Source organism: Paludibacterium denitrificans (genome assembly GCF_009707705.1).
Classification (GTDB): Bacteria; Pseudomonadota; Gammaproteobacteria; order Burkholderiales; family Chromobacteriaceae; genus Paludibacterium_A; species Paludibacterium_A denitrificans.
This window is the reverse complement of record NZ_WLYX01000001.1, coordinates 2142411-2160921: the sequence shown is the minus strand read 5'-3', so window position 1 is coordinate 2160921 and position 18511 is coordinate 2142411. Positions and strand designations below refer to the sequence as shown.

Genomic DNA, 18511 nt, shown 5'->3' with positions numbered 1-18511 from the left:
CACGTATCGAGCAACACGCTGTAACCTGTTTTTCTCCGTCCGCACGCCGCATTACCGGCTGACGACGAACGGATCCGTCCGAGGAAGTTCATTACGAGTGGCACCAGACTGGTAACCAACCAGCGATGATTTCATCTTAATACCAACAATACTTGTTCTTAAATTACAGGGAAACTCATGACTGCTGCTCAATCTAACCTACAAATCACCCCTACTCTTGCCAACCCTGCCCCGTTGGGCCTGCTGGGCTTTGGCATGACCACCGTGCTGTTGAATCTTCATAATGCCGGGTTTTATCCGCTCACCGGCATGATTCTGGCCATGGGCATTTTCTACGGCGGCCTGGCGCAAATCATCGCGGGCGTGCAGGAGTGGAAAATGGGTAATACCTTTGGCGCTACGGCGTTCACTTCCTATGGGCTATTCTGGCTGACGCTGGTGGGCCTGCTTGCACTACCGAAAATGGGCTTCACGCCGGATAACGGCACTTCGATGGCCGCCTACCTTGGCATGTGGGGCGTATTTACCCTGTTCATGTTCTTTGGCACGCTCAAACTCTCGCGTAGCCTGCAGGTCATCTTCGGTTCTCTGGTTGTGCTGTTTTTCCTGCTGGCCATCGAAAAGGCAACCGGCAATGAAGAACTGGCACACGTTGCCGGTTTTGAAGGGATTTTCTGCGGCGCATCGGCCATCTATGGCGCCATCGCCCAAATCCTGAACGAGGTATATGGCCGCACGGTATTGCCGCTGGGCGCCCCGGCTGCCAAATAAGGCGAAAACTCACGGACAGAAGGGCGCATACCCACCTGTTTTTCGTGAGAATCACCCCAAAAAAAACGCCCCTGACGGGGCGTTTTTTATTGTGCCAAATACAGCTAGGCCGCATCGTGCAACGCCGAATGGCGCCGTGAGTAGCCGAAATACACCACCAGACCCAACACCAGCCAGATGGCAAAACATTGCCGGTCAGCGCCGACAGCTGAGTCATCAGAAACACACAAAAGGCGATGGCCAGCCCCGGAATATACGGCACGCCCGGACAATGAAATTTGCGCGGCAGATTCGGTTCACGCTGGCGCAGCACAATGATGGCGGCAGCAATCAGGGCAAAAGCGGCCGTGGTACCGATATTGGTCAGTTCGGCCAACGTATGCAGCGGAACAAAGCTTAGCGATAAGGGCAATGATGCCACCAATCAGCCACGTCGCCTTGTACGGTGTGTGATAACGCGGATGGACTTCGGAGAACACTTTGGGCAACAAGCCGTCGCGCGACATGGCAAACAGGATGCGGGTTTGACCATAAGTCATCACCAGAATCACCGTGGTCATGCCGAGGATGGCGCCCAAATCGACAAAACCGGCCAACCAGTCCAGACGAGCCACCTGCAGCGCCAGCGAAATCGGGTGATCAACGCCCGCAAAGCGGGCAAACGGCACGATCCCGGTCATGATGGCCGAAACCACCACGTACAGAATCGAACAGATTGCCAGCGACCAGATCACGCCTTTGGGGATATCCCGCTCCGGATTTTTGACCTCCTCGGCAGCACAGGTCACCGCATCAAACCCCAGAAAGCTGAAGAACACGATAGCCGCGCCATGAAAGACACCGTTAAAACCATAGGGCAACGCCGGGTGCCAATTGTCCGGCTTGATGTGCCAGATACCCGTGGCAATAAACAACAGCACCACCGACACCTTGATCACCACCACCACATTGTTCACGCGCTTCGATTCACGGATGCCAAACGCCAGCAAAGCCGTGATCACCAGCGCAATGACAAATGCCAAGTTGAACAAGGTCGGCTTACCGGGCTGTGACCCGGCTGCCGCAGTCAGCGCGTCCGGCAGGTGCACTCCAAAGCCCGCCAGCAGGCTCTGGAAATAACCGGACCAGCCAACCGACACCGCCGACGATGCCAGTGCGTATTCCAGCATCAAATCCCAGCCAATGATCCAGGCCACCAGTTCCCCCAGCGTGGCATAGGCATAGGTATAGGTGGAGCCGGAAATCGGCAGCATGGCGGCAAATTCGGCATAGCACAGAGCGGCAAAACCGCAGGCCAGTGCCCCGATGACAAATGACAATACCAGCCCCGGCCCGGCAACGGTCGCCCCAGTACCGGTCAGGACAAAAATCCCGGTACCGATGATGGCGCCAATGCCGAGCATGGTCAGGTCGAAGGCAGACAACTCCTTGCGCAGCCCCTTGGCACTTTGGGCAAACGCCAACATGCCATGGACGCTTTTCTTGCGTAGCAAACTCATGATTCCAACAATCCCTTGTATGGGCGTGCCGCAGAAATGGCAATGCGCCCACAGGCAAGCATGGGCGCAGACAAGGACACGACACGCGCTTTGACTAACAGGCGACCACCATGGTGGCTGTCTCTAGCTGGCAGCTTGCCGATAGTGGAAAACCGAAGGGGCGGATAGTACAACAACGCCCTGACGGTGCAAGCACCGGACACACCGTCGGGGAGCCTCGGCAGGCGCTTACTGCATCGCAAAGTTTTAGTCTGACAACACGGATGAACAAAGCCTTGCCAAGACAGGGCAGGTTGTTAGCGGATAGTTCGCATTAATCTTTACATAAAGCAATTATTGGTCTTTTCGCGCCATGAGCATTTTGCTTAAACGGGGACCACCAACCAAGACGTCAAGGTTGGCCGAAGACCCACGGCCAAACGGAACTATCCCATCACCATGCGCCGTGAGCAGGCAAGCAGGACCAACGCACCCACCGCGCATCCTGACCACACGCGACCGAGTATTCACCTGCGTCATGCCAGGACGTCAATTTTCTGCATCCAGCCGACTGATACCATCAAGACGCCGCAGCAAACTGGAAAATTTGCCAGCTTACACTCTTGCACCCGCCACCTTGGGTAGCTTTAGGTATCGACCTTGGCAGAAGACGCACGATCCTGTCTCCAATATTCAAAATTTAAAATTTTATTGCGCTTCATCGAAAGAAAATTCTTTTATATAAGAATAAAATTGCTCAAAATATCGTTGATTCATTACCAACGCTCATCACGCTTAATCCAAGAAGGAAGACTCATGGCCCTGACCAATCGTCGTCATTTCCTCACTGCCGCCACCACGGCCGTGCTGCTCGCTCCGAGCGTCTTTGCCGCCGAACTGAAATCCGTTGCCATTACCGCAATTGTTGACCACCCGGCACTGGATGCCGCCCGCAAAGGCGTGGTAGATGAGCTGAAAGCCGAAGGCTTTGGCGCCGACAAGGTAAAAGTTCAATACCAAAGCGCCCAAGGCAACCCGGCCACGGCTGGCCAGATCGCACGCAAGTTTGTTGGCGATAATCCGAATGTGATCGTTGCCATTGCCACCCCGTCGGCGCAGGCAGTGGTCGCTGCTACCAAGTCCATCCCGGTAGTGTTCACCGCCGTGACCGATCCGGTTGCCGCCAAACTGGTAAGCAGCTGGAAAGCCAGTGGCAGCAACGTTACCGGCGTGTCTGACCGTCTGCCGCTTGCTCCGCAGGTTGACCTGATCCGCAAAGTGAAGCCGACGGCCAAGCGCGTGGGTATCGTCTTCAGCCCGGGCGAAGTGAACTCGACCATCGTGGTCAAGGAAATGAAAGCCGAACTGGCCAAACGTGGCATGACGCTGGTGGAAGCTCCGGCTCCGCGTACCGTCGACGTTGGCCCGGCCGCCAAGAGCCTGGTCGGCAAGGTTGATGCCATCTACACCAGCACCGACAACAACGTGGTTTCCACCTATGAGTCGCTGGTAGCCGTTGCCAACCAGGCCAAGATTCCGCTGATCGCTGCCGATGCCGATTCGGTCAAGCGTGGCGCCATCGCCGCACTGGGCATGAACTACTACGACATGGGTCGCCAGACCGGCAAGATCGTGGCACGCATCCTGAAAGGCGAGAAAGCCGAGCAAGATTGCACCGCAAGTGGGCAACAAGCTGACGCTGATCGTTAATGCCTCCGCTGCTCAGAAACAAGGTGCTCCGCTGTCTGCCGCTCTGCAAAAAGAAGCCAAAGACACCATCAAGTAAGCCACTGGCCTGAGGGCTGGTAAACCATTAAGCAAGACCGACAAGGTTGGCCGAAGTGATCTTCGGCCAACCTTGTTATTGCAGCCATAGTTTCACGGCAAGCGATCACGCGCCGTGTCCGGATAACCTCACAAGGGATTTCCGCTTTCTCGAGAGGTATGCATGTCGTTGATTTCATTGATGGGCGCACTGGAAATCGGCCTGATCTTTGCGCTGGTAGCGCTGGGCGTGCTGATTTCCTTCCGCTTGCTCGATTTTCCCGATCTGACCGCAGACGGCAGCTTCCCGCTGGGCGGTGCCGTGGCGGCCACCCTGATCGCCGCGGGGCATGATCCTTGGCTGGCGTGCGGTATCGCCGTCATTGCCGGTGGCGCGGCTTAGCTGGGTAACGGCCTGGCTGAATGTCCGGCTGGGTATTTTGCAGTTGCTGGCCAGTATTCTGGTGATGATTGCGCTGTACTCCATCAACCTGCGTATCATGGGTGCGCCGAACGTGGCTCTGATTGGCCTGCCGACGGTATTCAGCCCGTTTATCAACGGTGATAATGCCCGGCTGATCCAGTATTAGCCATTCTGGCGGTGATCGTCATCGTCGCGAAACTGTTGCTGGATGCGTTTTTTGCCTCGGAAACCGGTCTGGCGCTGCGTGCCACCGGTGCCAACCCGCGCATGGCCCGCGCACAAGGGATTTCCACCAACCGCATGACCATGGCGGGCATGGCGCTCTCCAACGCGCTGATCGCGCTGGGCGGTGCCTTGTACGTGCAAACCCGGGCGGCGCCGATATCTCCATGGGTATCGGCACGATCGTGGTCGGTCTGGCGGCCGTCATCATTGGCGAGACCCTGCTGCCTCCGCGCAGCCTGTGGCTGGTTACGCTGGCCACCGTGCTGGGCGCCCTGCTCTACCGTCTGCTGATTGCGCTGGCGCTCAATGCCGATTTCATTGGTCTGCAAGCACAGGACCTTAACCTGATCACCGCCGTGCTGGTTGGCCTCGGCGCTCATTCTGCCCAAGCTCAAGGGCAAACTGCGCAGCAAACAAGGAGGGCAGGCATCATGATGCGCGCCGACAACCTGTTCAAGACTTTTAACCCCGGCACGCCGCTGGAAAACCGGGTTCTGCGTGGCCTGTCGCTCACGATCGAAGCCGGTCAGTTTGTCACGGTCATCGGCAGTAATGGTGCGGGTAAATCTACCTTCCTCAACGCCATCAGTGGTGATATCACGCCGGATTCCGGCCGTCTGTTCATCGATGATCAGGATGTGACCCGCCTCTCCGCCCGGCAACGGGCCGGACTGGTGGCACGCGTGTTTCAGGACCCGTTGGCTTAAGCACCTGTGAAGGGCTGACCATTGAGGAAAATCTGGCGCTCGCGCTGCAACGCGGACAAAAACGCGGACTGGCACGTGCCGTCAAGAATGAATACCGCGAACGCTTCCGCGACAAGCTAGCCACGTTGCAACTGGGTCTGGAAAACCGCTTGGGCGATCGCATGGGCTTGCTGTCTGGTGGCCAACGTCAGGCCGTCAGTTTGCTGATGGCTTCGTTGCAACCGTCGCGCCTGTTGTTGCTGGATGAACACACCGCGGCACTCGATCCGAAAACCGCGGCTTTCGTGCTGGAACTAACCGACCGCATCGTGCGGGAAAACAAGCTGACCGCACTGATGGTGACGCACTCCATGCGTCAGGCGCTGGACCACGGCGACCGTACCGTAATGCTGCATCAGGGCCGCGTGGTACTGGATGTCACCGGTGAGGAGCGTGGCCGCATGGATGTGCCCGACCTGTTGGCGATGTTTGAAAAAACCCGTGGAGAAAAGCTGGACGACGACGCCCTGTTACTGGGTTGATTCCGCCCGTCCCTCGCGTCCCCCGATGCTGTCGTGGCCTCAGTCGCCACAGCATCGGGGGATTTTTCTTTAGATTAAAACAAAGCGATGGTAACGTTTCGTCATATTTTTTAGCCCTGATACGACTCTTACCCGGCTTCTCACCCATGCAATCGCTTCTGGATATACGCGCCACGCTGCTCTGTACCAGCGGTTACAGCCTGATGCTGACCGTGATCATCCTGCTGTTCTGGCGCAAAAGCCGCGGCGATAAGCCGCTGCTGGCATTAGGCATTGTCGGCATTCTCAGCAGTCTGGCCGGTATGATCTATCTGTTGCCGACGCCATTGGGCTTCTGGCATCAGCTGGTGCTGGCCAACCTGCTGTTTCTTGCTGCCAGCCTGCACATGCTGATCGCCACCGAACATTTCACCCGACAGCCGCGCAGTTGGTGGCTGTACGTGCTGGTTTTGCTGGTGGAGCTGCTATTGCTCAGTCAGGACTACATCCTGCTGCATACCAACCTGCGCATCAGCATCATCATGGCAGGTTATGTCCTGATCTGGCTGTGGGGCAGTTGGCGCATCAGGCAGGTGCGACACGGTTCGGCGCGCGACAGCTACCGCCCGCTGCTGCTACTGGCGCTGCTGCAAGTGGCCATTCCGCTGCTGCGCATCCCGCTGATCTGGCCGGTACCACAGGCCATGACGCTTACTCAGGCCTCGTTGCAAGGTCTGCTGTCCCTGAGTATGTTCTGGACCTCGTATGGTTACTGCCTGTTTATCGTTTACCGACGTTACGCTGGCGCCGTGGACAAGTTGGCCGAACAAGCCCAGCGCGACAGCCTGACCGGCCTATACAACCAGCGCGCCTTCAGAAGGTTGGCCGAACGCAGCGTCCATGAGGCACAGACCGGGCAACAGCCACTCGCGGTGTTGATGCTCGATCTGGATCACTTCAAGAGCATCAATGACCAGCATGGCCATCTGTACGGTGACGAGGTGCTGAAGGCCGTGGCCGACTGTCTGCGCCAGCATGTCCGGCCACAGGACGTGGTGGGCCGCCACGGTGGCGAAGAATTCATCATTCTGCTGCGCGACACCCCGGCGGATACCGCCCGCCACATCGCCGAGCGGCTACGAGCGGCGGTGGAGGCACTGATGCTCCACAACGAACATGTCATCACCGTCAGCATCGGGCTGGCCATGCTGGCAACGGAAGCCACCAGCCTGACCCAATTGATCAAGCAAGCCGATGACTATCTGTATCAGGCCAAGTATCAAGGGCGTAACAGGGTCGTGGCCATGCCCGCCGGATGAACCTTGTGCCGCCAATGTGCTCCAACCGCTCAGTGAGGCGTTTTACCACGGAGGAGTGATGATGCAATCCAAGATGCAAAGGCTGTGCGCGCTGGCATTGTTAGTGACGGCGCCACTAGCCATGGCGGGCGGGAACGCCACGGAACTGCGGCTGGTAGGGCAAGCCCGGCAAGAAGTGCCCAACGACCAGATCGAGGCCACCTTCTACCTGCAGGAAAAACAGCCGCAGCCCGCCCTGCTTGCCGACCACCTCAATCAGGCAACGGCGCACGCCTTGGCCGAAGGGCGACGCTACAGCCATGTCACGCTCACCAGTGGCGCCTATAACACATGGCCGGATTACGACAGGAACGGCAAGATTCGCGGCTGGCAGGGGCGGGCGGAGGTACGGCTGAAAAGCCGTGACATGCAGCAAGCCGCGCAACTGGTGGCCGTGCTGCAACAATCCATGCTGATGGAAGGCATGCAGTTTTCCTTGTCCGATGCCAGCCGTCGCCGCATGGAAAACACGCTGATCCCCAACGCAATCGCCGATCTGCAGGAACAGGCCCGCATCAGCGCCACGGCACTGGGCAAGAAAGTTCATCACATCGCAGAACTGGAGATTGGTAACAGCCGCAGCAGCGAACGCCCGCCCCGGCTACTGCAAGCGAAAAGCCTGAGCGTGGCGAGCGAAGGCGCCGTCAGCGAGCCCGACTGGCAACCGGGGCAAACCGTGTTGCAGATTCAGGTCAACGGCAAACTGATTCTCGAGTAAACCCGCCATTTTCCCCTCAGCGGGCACTTGGCATGGGATTAAGGCTTTAAGCCTGTTGAATGTTGAGCTAAAGTAACGACGGTAGCCAGCGCCTCTACGCTGGCACGTCGCCGACATCCAGACTATCCACACATCATGAAACTGATCGCTTCGCTGACCAGCCCATACGCTCGTAAAGTACGTATCGTGTTGGCCGAAAAGAAAATCGACTGCCCGCTGCAAGAAGCCTTGCCGTGGGTCGAAGGCACGACGGTACCGGAGCATAATCCGCTGGGGAAAGTGCCGGTGCTGGAACTGGATGATGGCACCACGCTGTACGATTCGCGGGTGATCGTCGAGTATCTGGACAACATCTCACCGGTATCGCGCATTCTGCCGCAAGAGAACCGCCCGCTGATCAACACCCGGCGCTGGGAAGCGCTGGCCGATGGTATCTGCGATGCCATGGTTGCCATCGTGCTGGAACGCCGACGCCCGGCGGACAAGCAGATGCCGGAATGGATTGAACGCCAGCAAGGCAAGATCGAGCGCGGGCTGGCCGCGTTGTCGCATGATCTGGGCGACCGACAATGGTGCAATGGCGTCAGCTACAGTCTGGCCGATATCGCGGTAGGCGTTTGTCTCGCCTATCTGGACGTGCATGCGCCGCAACTGGCATGGCGCGAACTCTATCCCAACCTGGCGGCCCTGCTGGAACGCCTGTTCACCCGGCAGTCCTTCATCGACACCCAACCGCCCGCCCCCGCCGAACGCGCCGCCTGATCGGTTCGGCCAACCTTTATTGCCGGGCAAGGGCTTGGCGTTGACAGGCAAAACGGCAGCGCACTCCCTGTGCCGAGTCAAATCAGCCCGGCGGCAATATTGATCATCAGCGCCAGCACGGTGGCGTTATAGAAGAACGCCACCACGCAGTGCAGCGTGCCCAGACGGCGCATGCGCCGCGAGCTGAAGCTGACATCCGCCGTCTGCCCTGACGTGCCGATAATGCAGGAAAAATACAGAAAATCACTGTAATCCAGTGCCTCGGCACCGGGAAACTCCAGCCCCGGTGGAATGCCCCGCGCCCGTGCCGTGTAGTAATCGTGCGCGTAATGCAGGGCAAACATGACATGGGTAAACAGCCAGGAAGACAGAATGGTGAGAATTGCCAAGGCAATATGAGCGCTGCGCCAATAGCCGTGCATGTCCTTGCTGACGGCCAGTTCCGCCACAATCGCCATCAGGCTGATGATGGCGGCCACAATCACCAGCCCCAACACCAGCCACTGCCCTTCGTCCTCGATATGGGCCCGCCGCCGAATATGCTCCTCGCTGGCACGGAAAATCATGCGTAATGCCAGCAACAGATACAACCCGGCACCGGCATTCCAGCCAACGATGTAGCGCGTTACTGGCTGTAGCACCATCAAGTGTGGCAAGCCCAGCACCACCAATCCACCAAAACAGACCGACAAGACCAGACGAGGGCGCGCCCACAGCATACGTAACCAGACATGGCGACGAACCAGCACAGACAAAACAGACATGGCGCAGACAGTTTCCCATTAAATCCAGTGTGCCAGTCTAATCGCCCGCTAGCGCCAGCGGTACGCCTCGCCATAAAAAAACCGCCCTGCCAAAGCAGGGCGGCGTGTAGTCAGACAGCCGTTTCAGCCGGGGTTGGCCGAAACCAGCCGGATCAGGCCGACAATTCCAGCATCAGTTTATTGATGCGTTTGACGAAGGTTGCCGGATCATCCAGCTTGCCGCCTTCGGCCAACAGCGCCTGATCGTACAGCACTTGCGCCAGATCGTAAGCACGGTTTTCGTCGCTTTCCTCAGCCAGTTTTTGTACTAGCACGTGTTCCGGGTTGATCTCCAGAATCGGCTTGGCAGCAGCAGGAACCGACTGGCCAGCCGCCTTGAGCAGACGTTCCAGATGGGCGCTCATGTCGTGTTCGCCCACCACCAGGCAGGCCGGGCTGTCGGTCAGGCGCGCGGTGGCACGTACTTCCTTGACCTTGTCGCCCAAGGCCTTTTGTACTTTCTCTACCACCGGCTTGGCGTGTTCTTCCGCCTGCTTCTGGGCTTCCTTGTCGGCCTCGTCTTCCAGCTTGCCCAGATCCAGTTCGCCCTTGGCAACGGATTGCAGCGGCTTGCCGTCAAACTCGAACAACGAGCCTACCACCCATTCATCGACACGGTCGGTCAGCAACAGAACCTCAACGCCTTTCTTCTTGAATACTTCCAGATGCGGGCTGTTCTTGGCGGCCGCCAGCGTATCGGCAGTGATGTAGTAGATTTTCTCCCGGCCTTCCTTCATGCGGGCAACGTAGTCAGCCAAGGTCACGCTCGGCTCGTCACCTTCCTGCGTGGTGGAGGCAAAGCGCAGCAATTTGGCGATGCGTTCCTTGTTGGCCGCGTCCTCGCCCACGCCCTCTTTCAGGACCTGACCAAATTCCTGCCAGAAGGTGCGATATTTTTCCGGCTGGTTCTCAGCCAGATCTTCCAACAGGCCGAGCACTTTCTTCACGCAACCGTTGCGGATGGCGTCGATATCCTTGCTTTCCTGCAGGATTTCACGCGAGACATTCAACGGCAGGTCGTTGCTGTCGATCACCCCGCGGATAAAACGCAGGTAATGCGGCATCAGCTTTTCGGTGTCTTCCATGATGAACACGCGGCGCACATACAGTTTCACGCCTTGCTTGCGCTCGCGGTCCCACATGTCAAACGGCGCGCGCGACGGCACGTACAGCAGCTCGGTGTATTCCTGACGACCTTCTACGCGGGCATGGCTCCGGCCAGCGGCTCGGTGAAGTCATGCGCCACGTGCTTGTAGAATTCCTGATACTGCTCTTCGCTGATCTCGCTCTTGTTGCGCGTCCACAGCGCGGAGGCGGAGTTGACGGCTTCCAGCTCGTCACTTTCGATGACTTCGCCGTTTTCACCGTAGCTGTTGCCCTTCTTCATCTCGATCGGGATCGAGATATGGTCGGAATACTTGCGGACGATGTTTTTCAGGGTCCAGTCGTTGAGCAGCTCGTCCTGACCTTCTTTCAGATGCAGCACGATGTCGGTACCACGCCCGGCTTTTTCGATGCTTTCCAGCGTGTACTCGCCTTCGCCCTGCGATTCCCAACGCACGCCCTGCTCATGGCCGGTGCCTAAGACGGCGGGTACTGAGCGTGACCTTGTCTGCCACGATGAAGGCGGAGTAGAAACCAACCCCGAACTGGCCGATCAGGTTGGCATCTTTCTGCTTGTCTTCGGTCAACTGCTGGAAGAAGGCTTTGGTACCGGATTTGGCAATGGTACCGATATTGGCGATCACTTCATCACGACTCATGCCGATGCCGTTATCGCTGATCGTGATGGTCTTGGCATCCTTGTCAAAGCTGATGCGGATCTTCAGGTCCGGATCATCTTCCAACAGTTCCGGATGGGCCAGCCCTTCAAAACGCAGCTTGTCGGCGGCATCGGAGGCGTTGGAGATGAGTTCACGCAGGAAGATCTCCTTGTTGGAATACAGGGAGTGGATCATCAGGTGAAGCAGCTGTTTGACTTCGGTCTGAAAGCCCGGGGTTTCTTTCTGTGCGCTCATGGTCAGTATCAACGTTAGTTGGTGAACAATGGCTTTGCAGATAGGGGCACAACCGCACTTTTCAATACCCGCAAGCCAGTCAGGGTTGGCCGAAAAGAAACAGCCCGCATCAGGGCGGGCTGTAGCAGCTAACGACTTCGGCCAACCTTCAGGCCAACCGCAACGGCTTAACGCAAGGCAGGCGGCAGGGCAAAGACCGTGGATTCCTTGACGCCATCCAGTTCGGAGACCGACTCCGCGCCATAGGCCTTGATCTGCTTCACCACGGCAGACACCAGCACTTCCGGTGCGCTGGCGCCCGCGGTAACGCCAACATGCTGCTTGCCGTCAAACCATTCCGGTTGCAACAAACTGGCATTGTCGACCATATAGGCCTCCACGCCACGCAAGGCGGCCACTTCGCGCAAGCGATTGGAGTTGGAGCTGTTGGGCGAGCCCACCACGATGATGAGGTCGCAATCGGCCGCCAGTTCCTTTACCGCATCCTGCCGGTTCTGCGTGGCATAGCAGATGTCGTCTTTCTTCGGGCTATTGATCAACGGAAAACGCGCCTTGAGCGCGGCGATGATGTCGCGCGTTTCGTCCACCGACAGCGTGGTCTGGCTGACATAAGCCAGTGCTTCCGGTTTGCGTACCTGTAGCGTGGCAACGTCCTCCACGCTTTCCACCAGATACATACCGGAAGCCACCCGGCCCATGGTGCCTTCCACTTCCGGATGTCCCTCATGGCCGATCATGATGATCTCCATGCCTGCCTTGTGCATGCGCTTGACCTCGACATGCACCTTGGTCACCAGCGGACAGGTCGCATCAAACACGCGCAAGCCCATCTGCTCGGCCTGCTCGCGCACGGACAACGGCACGCCGTGGGCCGAGTAAATCAGTGTCGACCCCACCGGCACATCGTGCAGGTCCTCGATGAAAATGGCACCTTTGGCGCGCAAGTCATCCACCACAAAACGGTTGTGCACCACTTCGTGCCGCACATAGATGGGCGCTCCGTACAGCGACAAGGCGCGCTCCACGATCGCGATGGCACGGTCCACCCCGGCGCAGAAGCCACGCGGATTGGCCAGCATGATGGTCTTGGTCATCAGAGGTCCTTGCAAAATGACAGCGGACCGCGGCAGTGTCGCCAGCGGCCCGCTCAGGGTGGAATCAGTGTTGCGGCTTTTTCAGGCTATCGATCACCATCAGCGCGGCACCCACGCAGATAAAGGAATCAGCCAGATTGAACGCCGGGTAATACCAGCTGGCATAGTAGTGAATCTGGATAAAGTCGATCACATGGCCATACACCATGCGGTCGATCACATTACCCAGCGCACCGCCCATGATGAACGCCGCCGCCAGATTCATCAGGCCGCTGAAACGCCCCTTGATGATATTGAACCCGAGCCAGCCGGATACGGCAAAAGCCAGCAGGCTGAACAGATGCTTTTGCCAGCCACCGGCATCCGCCAGAAAACTGAAGGCCGCACCGGGGTTGTAGAGCAAGGTGAAGTTGAACACGCCAGGGAATCACCTCGCGCATTTCTCCAAACTGGTAATGGCCGTTGAAATAGAGTTTGGACAGCTGGTCCAGCACAATCACCAACAGCGCGAGTCCCAGCCATTTCGGCCAACCTTTGGCTTGCGGCATGCTCATTACAGATTCCATCAAAATACTTTCACGCGCTCACAGCCGCTGCCGCCCTCGCCTGACACCAGACGACGGCGGCACGGCCCACGGGCTCAAACGTGCAGACGGCTTTCGCCCTTGCCATCAATATTATCGACACAGCGGCCACACACCGCGCCATGGTAAGCATGGCTGCCCACATCGGCACGGTAATGCCAGCAGCGGTCACACTTGGCATGGCTGGACGGGGTCACGGTGATACGCGTAGCCGGACCTTCCTTCACCGTCGCCCGCGATACGATCAGGACATACTTCAGATCATCGCCCAAGCTTTGCAGCTGTTGCAGCAAATCGCCATTGGCTTCGATGTCCAGCTCGGCCTGCAGCGATGAGCCCAGCTTGTCGGCACTGCGCAGCGCCTCGATTTCCTTGTTGACCTGCGCGCGGAAGTCGCGAATCGACTGCCACTTGGCCACCAATTGCTGCTCGGCCGCTTCCGGCAGGCTCGGGAACTCGTGCCGGGTGTGATAGAGCGTGGATTCTTCGCCGCTCTTGGTCAGCACTTCCCGGGCTTCGTCCGCGGTGAAACACAGGATCGGGCCAACCAGCAACAGCAGGCTGCGGGTGATGTGGTACAGCGCCGTCTGCGCACTGCGGCGCGCGTGGCTGTCGGCCTGCGTGGTGTACAGCCGGTCTTTCAACACGTCCAGATAGAACGCACCGAGGTCTTCCGAGCAGTAATTGACGATTTCCTGCACGGCAAAGTGGAAGGCATAACGCGGATACAGTTCACCTGCCACTTTTTCCTGCAAGGTACGCGCCATGTGCAGGGCGTACTGATCGACTTCCAGCAGCTTGGCCAACGGTACGGCGTTTTCCAGCGGATCGAAGTCCGACAGGTTGGCCAGCAGGAAGCGGAAGGTGTTGCGCAAGCGGCGATAGCTTTCCGTCACACGCTTGAGGATTTCATCGGAAATCGCCAGTTCGCCGGAGTAATCGGTGGAAGCCACCCACAACCGCAGAATATCCGCGCCCAGGCTGTCGTTGACCTTTTGCGGCGCCACGACGTTGCCCTTGGACTTGGACATCTTCAGGCCCTTGCCATCCACGACGAAACCGTGGGTTAGCAGCTGCTGATACGGCGCACGGCCAATGGTGGCGCAACCGGTCAGCATCGAGCTCTGGAACCAGCCGCGGTGCTGGTCGGAGCCTTCCAGATACAAATCAGCTAAGCCATGCCAGTTCCGGGCGCTGCTTCAGCACGGCAAAATGGGTGGAACCAGAGTCGAACCACACGTCCAGCGTATCGCTCAGCTTGCGGTACTGTTCGGCTTCGTCGCCCAGCAGCTCCTTGGCATCCAGGCTGAACCAAGCTTCGATCCCCTGCTGCTCGATACGCAGGGCGACTTCTTCCAGCAGCTGGGCCGAACGCGGATGCAGTTCGCCACTTTCCTTGTGCACAAAGAAGGTCATCGGCACACCCCAGTTACGCTGGCGCGACACGCACCAGTCCGGGCGATTGCCGATCATGGCCTCAAGGCGTGCACGCCCCCGGACGGGAAGAACTCGGTGGAGTCCACGGCCTGATTGGCACGCGCACGCAGGGTATGCCCGCCATGCCCGACCTTGTCCATGCCGATGAACCACTGCGCGGTGGCACGGAAAATAATCGGGGTTTTGTGACGCCAGCAATGCGGGTAGCTGTGCAGCAGCTTGGTCTGGTGCACCAGCGCGCCACGTTCGGCCAACGTTTCGATCACTTTCGGGTTAGCGTCCCACACCGACAAGTTAAGCAAACAGTTCGGTGGTCGACTTGTAACGACCGTCATCGGCAACCGGATTGTCGATCGGCAGCTGATACAGCAAACCGACCTGATAATCTTCCAGACCATGCGCCGGGGCGGTATGAACCAGGCCGGTACCGGCATCGGTCGTCACGTGATCGCCGCAAATCACCGGCACCACGCGAGCGTAGAACGGATGTTGCAGACGCAGATGTTCCAGCTTGGCGCCAGTGGTTTCCGCCAATACCGCGCTACCGGCAAAACCATAGCGTTCCAGCGCGGCTTCGGCCAACTCTTTGACCAGAATCAGCTTGCCTTTGGGGGTATCGATCAGCTGATAGGTCAGGCTGGCGCTCACGGCCACGGCCTGGTTGGTTTAGCAAGGTCCACGGCGTGGTGGTCCAGATCACCGCATAGGCATCGTCCACGTTGGCCGAAAGACCAAACGCCTGCGCCACACGTTCACCATCCAGCGCCTTGAACGCCACATCAATCGCACGACGAGGTGCGATCTTCATATTCCACTTCCGCCTCGGCCAGCGCCGAGCCGCACTCGATACACCAGTGCACCGGCTTCTCGCCCTTGAACAGGTAGCCGTTTTCGTAAATCTTGCCCAGCGTACGCACGATGTCGGCTTCGGTTTTGAAGTCCATCGTCAGGTACGGATTATCCCAGTCGCCCAGCACCCCCAGACGGATGAAATCCTTCTTCTGGCGGGCGATCTGCTCTTTGGCGTACTCGCGGCACAGCTCGCGGAACTTGGCAGCCGGAATCTCCTTGCCGTGCAGCTTTTCCACCATCAATTCAATCGGCAAACCATGGCAGTCCCAGCCCGGCACGTAGGGCGCATCAAAACCCGCCAGCGTCTTGGAGCGGACAATCATGTCCTTGAGCACCTTGTTGACCGCGTGACCGATGTGAATATCGCCGTTGGCATACGGGGGGCCATCATGCAGGATGAACTTGGGACGTCCGGCTGTCAGCTTGCGCAGCTTTTCGTAACGTTTTTCTTCCTGCCAGCGCTTGACCCACGCCGGTTCACGTTTAGCCAGATCCCCTCGCATGGCGAACGGGGTATCCAGCAGATTGACGGTTTTACGGTAGTCGATGCTCATGCCTGCTCTCGTTGCAAACTGGTCAAATAGGTTTTGGCACTGGCCGCGTCCAGTTCGATCTGGGCCACCAGTGCGGAAAAATCATCATAACGCGCTTCATCGCGCAATTTTTTCAGGAAACGGACAGTAATGCGCTGACCATACAGGTTGCCGGAGAAATCAAACAGATGCACTTCCAGCTTGTAATCCGGCGTATCACTCACGGTAGGATTAAGTCCCGGGCTGGCCACGCCGCCCAACCGGCCGTATGGCGTATCCGCCTCGACCACAAACACGCCCTGCAACGCTGGCTTCAGATGCGGCAAATGCACATTGGCCGTCGGGAAACCGATGGTACGCCCCAGCTTCTTGCCATGCCCCACTTTGCCGGAAATCTGGTACACACGCCCCAGCAAGGTCGCGGCCGAATCCATATCACCCAAGGCCAGTCGTTCACGTACCAGCGTACTGGACGCCCGCTCACCTTGGACCAGCACGGACGGCATCGCCTCCGTCACAAAGTCGGTACAGGCGGACAGCAATGCAAAATCCCCCTTACGATCAGCGCCAAACTGAAAATCATCGCCAATCAGCAAGTAACGCGTCTTCAACTCCGTCACCAGCACCTGATGGATAAAATCTCCGGCCTAAGCATGCGGGAAAAACTCTGATTGAAGCGATAGACGAAAACATAATCCAGCAAACCCAGTCGCTGCAGAAAGGAGAATTTGTCGCGTAACGTCGACAAGCGGGCGGGAGGATTGGCACGGCCAAAAAATTCGCGGGGATGCGGCTCAAAAGTCAGCAAGGCCGTCGGCAGCCCCCGGGCCTGCGCCTCCTGTTTCAGGCGGGCAAGCATCTTCTGGTGTCCCAGATGAACACCGTCAAAATTGCCAATCGTCAGGGCACAGCCCGAAAGCCCGAAACCGCGCGGATCTCCAAGAAATACCTGCATTCGCCGTCTTGCTTCCTGAAAACTTCTGATTGTAGCCGTCGGGGGTCTACACCGTCCAGCCGTTAACCCGGTGATGCAAAAACAAAAAAGCCCCACATTGTGGGGCTTTTTTTGCAACAGCCATCAGGCTTATTGCTGAACGGTGGATTCCTTCACACCGTCGATAACAACTTCTACGCGACGATCCGGCTCGATGCAAGCCTTGATAGCAGCATTCTGCTTCTTGTTCTTGGCGTATTTCGGGAACTTGGCCTTGCACTCTTCCGTCATCTTGGCTTCAGCTTTGCCCTTACCAACGGCGGTCACTTTTTCAGACGGTACGCCAGCAGCGACGAAGTAGTCCTTAACGGTGTTAGCACGTTTTTGCGACAGGGCCAGGTTGTACTTTTCAGAACCCGGGAAGTCGGTGAAGCCGTCAACTTCAACACCATTCAGGTGGTTTTCGCCGTTGTAGGACTTCAGCTTGGCAACCAGCGGGTCCAGTTCGTTCTTGGCATCAGCGCGCAGGGTGGACTTGTTGAAGTTGAACAACACCTTGGCGGACAGGGTGTATTTTTCCTTAACAGCAACCAGAGCTTGGCTGCAACGACCGGTTTGGCCGCTACTGCATCACCGCATTCAACCAAACCGTCTTTGGCTTTGTCGAAATAGGTGGTTTTCCAGCATTCGCCGTAGTTGTTGCGGGTAACGGCATCGGTCGATTGGTCTGCGGTATAACCCGGTTTAGCAGCAAACGCGCTAGCGGAAACCAGCAGAGCGGCAACCAGGGCGCTCAGTTTCAGCTGTTTAGTCATGTTATTCCCTCTTTAATCTATGAATTGGTAATGCGTAAAGGCGCAAAGACCACACTTAACGATTCTACTGCAAACAACAGGGTACTCGCCAAGCTGTGTTTATGCAGTTAGTCGGGACTATAGGAATGCCGCAACCCGGTGTCAACACAGCTTCACCCGACGTTAAACGAAAATGTTGTATAAAAACATCATTTTTCATTGTGCGGCGCGCATTCCGTAACAAAAAAACAACACATTATTTTTCTGCGATACGTTTAGCGAAACAACGGCAACGGCTGCCGCCACGTGGCCTGATAGCGTTCGGAGAAGGTGTCATAGCCTTTGACCGCATCCTGCAGATTCTTGCCATGCTTTATTTCAAAGGCGTTAAAGCCTACTTGCCACAGGTAATGCACCAAGTCCTGCCAGATATCGCCCAGCGCTCTCAGTTCGTTTAAGCATAAGTGTAGCGTTCACGCAACAATCGCGCCAAGCTATAGCCGCGTCCGTCAGTAAAGGACGGGAAATCGATCGCAATCAGCGGCAAGGATGGCAGGTCCGGGCGGAGCAAGGTGAGGTCATCGGAGGGCGACAACCACACTGCTGTCTGGCCGCCACGTGCCAACCATGCCTCGCGTGCCGCCAGCCAGGAAGCGAGCGGCACGATGACATCCTGCTCGTCGGCCACAGCGAAGCAGTACACCGTTTTCATCGGGACGCAGCAGTTGCCAGTTATCGTCAACCAACTGACCGTC

Annotated in this window: 13 protein-coding genes and 6 pseudogenes; 7 read left to right on the top strand and 12 right to left on the bottom strand. The window is 57.7% G+C overall.

The window, feature by feature from the left end; all coding sequences use genetic code 11:
* The first annotated feature begins 177 nt into the window (after positions 1-177).
* Entirely contained in the window at positions 178-771 is a 594-nt protein-coding gene (locus tag GKE73_RS14060; RefSeq protein ID WP_230370476.1) for an acetate uptake transporter, read from the top strand.
* A 296-nt stretch (positions 772-1067) separates the two neighbouring features.
* Here GKE73_RS14060 and GKE73_RS14055 read toward each other — a convergent pair whose 3' ends face one another.
* A complete protein-coding gene (locus GKE73_RS14055; RefSeq protein ID WP_280954945.1) occupies positions 1068-2270 on the bottom strand; it encodes an amino acid permease in 1203 nt (400 codons plus the stop codon).
* A 795-nt stretch (positions 2271-3065) separates the two neighbouring features.
* On the opposite strand from GKE73_RS14055, the gene GKE73_RS14050 reads away from it, so the two are divergent.
* From GKE73_RS14050 to GKE73_RS14025, 6 genes and pseudogenes are all read left to right on the top strand, one after another.
* A complete protein-coding gene (locus GKE73_RS14050) occupies positions 3066-3959 on the top strand; it encodes an ABC transporter substrate-binding protein (protein WP_230370475.1) in 894 nt (297 codons plus the stop codon).
* A 238-nt stretch (positions 3960-4197) separates the two neighbouring features.
* Positions 4198-5097 (top strand): annotated as a pseudogene (locus tag GKE73_RS14045) (ABC transporter permease).
* Positions 5094-5890 (top strand): annotated as a pseudogene (locus GKE73_RS14040) (ABC transporter ATP-binding protein). The pseudogenes GKE73_RS14045 and GKE73_RS14040 overlap by 4 nt, the downstream one beginning before the upstream one ends.
* 146 nt (positions 5891-6036) lie before the next feature.
* Positions 6037-7188, top strand: coding sequence for a GGDEF domain-containing protein (locus GKE73_RS14035; RefSeq protein WP_230370474.1), 1152 nt, complete (start codon positions 6037-6039; stop codon positions 7186-7188).
* A 61-nt stretch (positions 7189-7249) separates the two neighbouring features.
* Positions 7250-7945 carry an SIMPL domain-containing protein gene (locus GKE73_RS14030; protein ID WP_230370473.1) on the top strand — a complete coding sequence of 232 codons (696 nt, stop codon included), beginning with the start codon at positions 7250-7252 and terminating at the stop codon, positions 7943-7945.
* 135 nt (positions 7946-8080) lie between these two features.
* Positions 8081-8707 (top strand): glutathione S-transferase N-terminal domain-containing protein, encoded by a 627-nt coding sequence (locus GKE73_RS14025; RefSeq protein WP_230370472.1) that lies wholly within the window; start codon positions 8081-8083, stop codon positions 8705-8707.
* A gap of 77 nt (positions 8708-8784) precedes the next feature.
* Here GKE73_RS14025 and GKE73_RS14020 read toward each other — a convergent pair whose 3' ends face one another.
* The 11 genes and pseudogenes from GKE73_RS14020 to GKE73_RS23685 all read right to left on the bottom strand — a co-directional run bounded on the left by GKE73_RS14020 (position 8785) and on the right by GKE73_RS23685 (position 18468).
* Positions 8785-9471, bottom strand: coding sequence for a DUF1345 domain-containing protein (locus GKE73_RS14020; protein ID WP_230370471.1), 687 nt, complete (start codon positions 9469-9471; stop codon positions 8785-8787).
* Positions 9472-9623: 152 nt separating this feature from the next.
* On the bottom strand, positions 9624-10676 hold the full coding sequence (gene htpG, locus GKE73_RS26650; protein WP_446686335.1) for a molecular chaperone HtpG: 1053 nt from the start codon (positions 10674-10676) through the stop codon (positions 9624-9626).
* A 32-nt stretch (positions 10677-10708) separates the two neighbouring features.
* Positions 10709-11071: a hypothetical protein gene (locus tag GKE73_RS26645; RefSeq protein WP_446686334.1), complete on the bottom strand. Its 363-nt coding sequence runs from the start codon at positions 11069-11071 to the stop codon at positions 10709-10711.
* 7 nt (positions 11072-11078) lie between these two features.
* Positions 11079-11528, bottom strand: coding sequence for an ATP-binding protein (locus tag GKE73_RS26640; RefSeq protein WP_446686333.1), 450 nt, complete (start codon positions 11526-11528; stop codon positions 11079-11081).
* 167 nt (positions 11529-11695) lie between these two features.
* Positions 11696-12622 carry a 4-hydroxy-3-methylbut-2-enyl diphosphate reductase gene (gene ispH / locus GKE73_RS14010; protein WP_230370470.1) on the bottom strand — a complete coding sequence of 309 codons (927 nt, stop codon included), beginning with the start codon at positions 12620-12622 and terminating at the stop codon, positions 11696-11698.
* Between the two features lie 64 nt (positions 12623-12686).
* Positions 12687-13170: pseudogene (gene lspA, locus GKE73_RS14005) on the bottom strand (signal peptidase II).
* Positions 13171-13262: 92 nt separating this feature from the next.
* A pseudogene (ileS, locus tag GKE73_RS14000) lies at positions 13263-16049 on the bottom strand (isoleucine--tRNA ligase).
* Positions 16046-16983 (bottom strand): annotated as a pseudogene (locus GKE73_RS13995) (bifunctional riboflavin kinase/FAD synthetase). The pseudogenes ileS and GKE73_RS13995 overlap by 4 nt, the downstream one beginning before the upstream one ends.
* A 129-nt stretch (positions 16984-17112) precedes the next feature.
* Positions 17113-17777, bottom strand: a pseudogene (locus tag GKE73_RS13990) (OmpA family protein).
* 254 nt (positions 17778-18031) lie between these two features.
* Entirely contained in the window at positions 18032-18205 is a 174-nt protein-coding gene (locus tag GKE73_RS23690) for a DUF934 domain-containing protein (RefSeq protein ID WP_280955206.1), read from the bottom strand.
* A gap of 5 nt (positions 18206-18210) precedes the next feature.
* A complete protein-coding gene (locus GKE73_RS23685) occupies positions 18211-18468 on the bottom strand; it encodes a DUF934 domain-containing protein (RefSeq protein WP_280954944.1) in 258 nt (85 codons plus the stop codon).
* Positions 18469-18511: the final 43 nt, after the last annotated feature.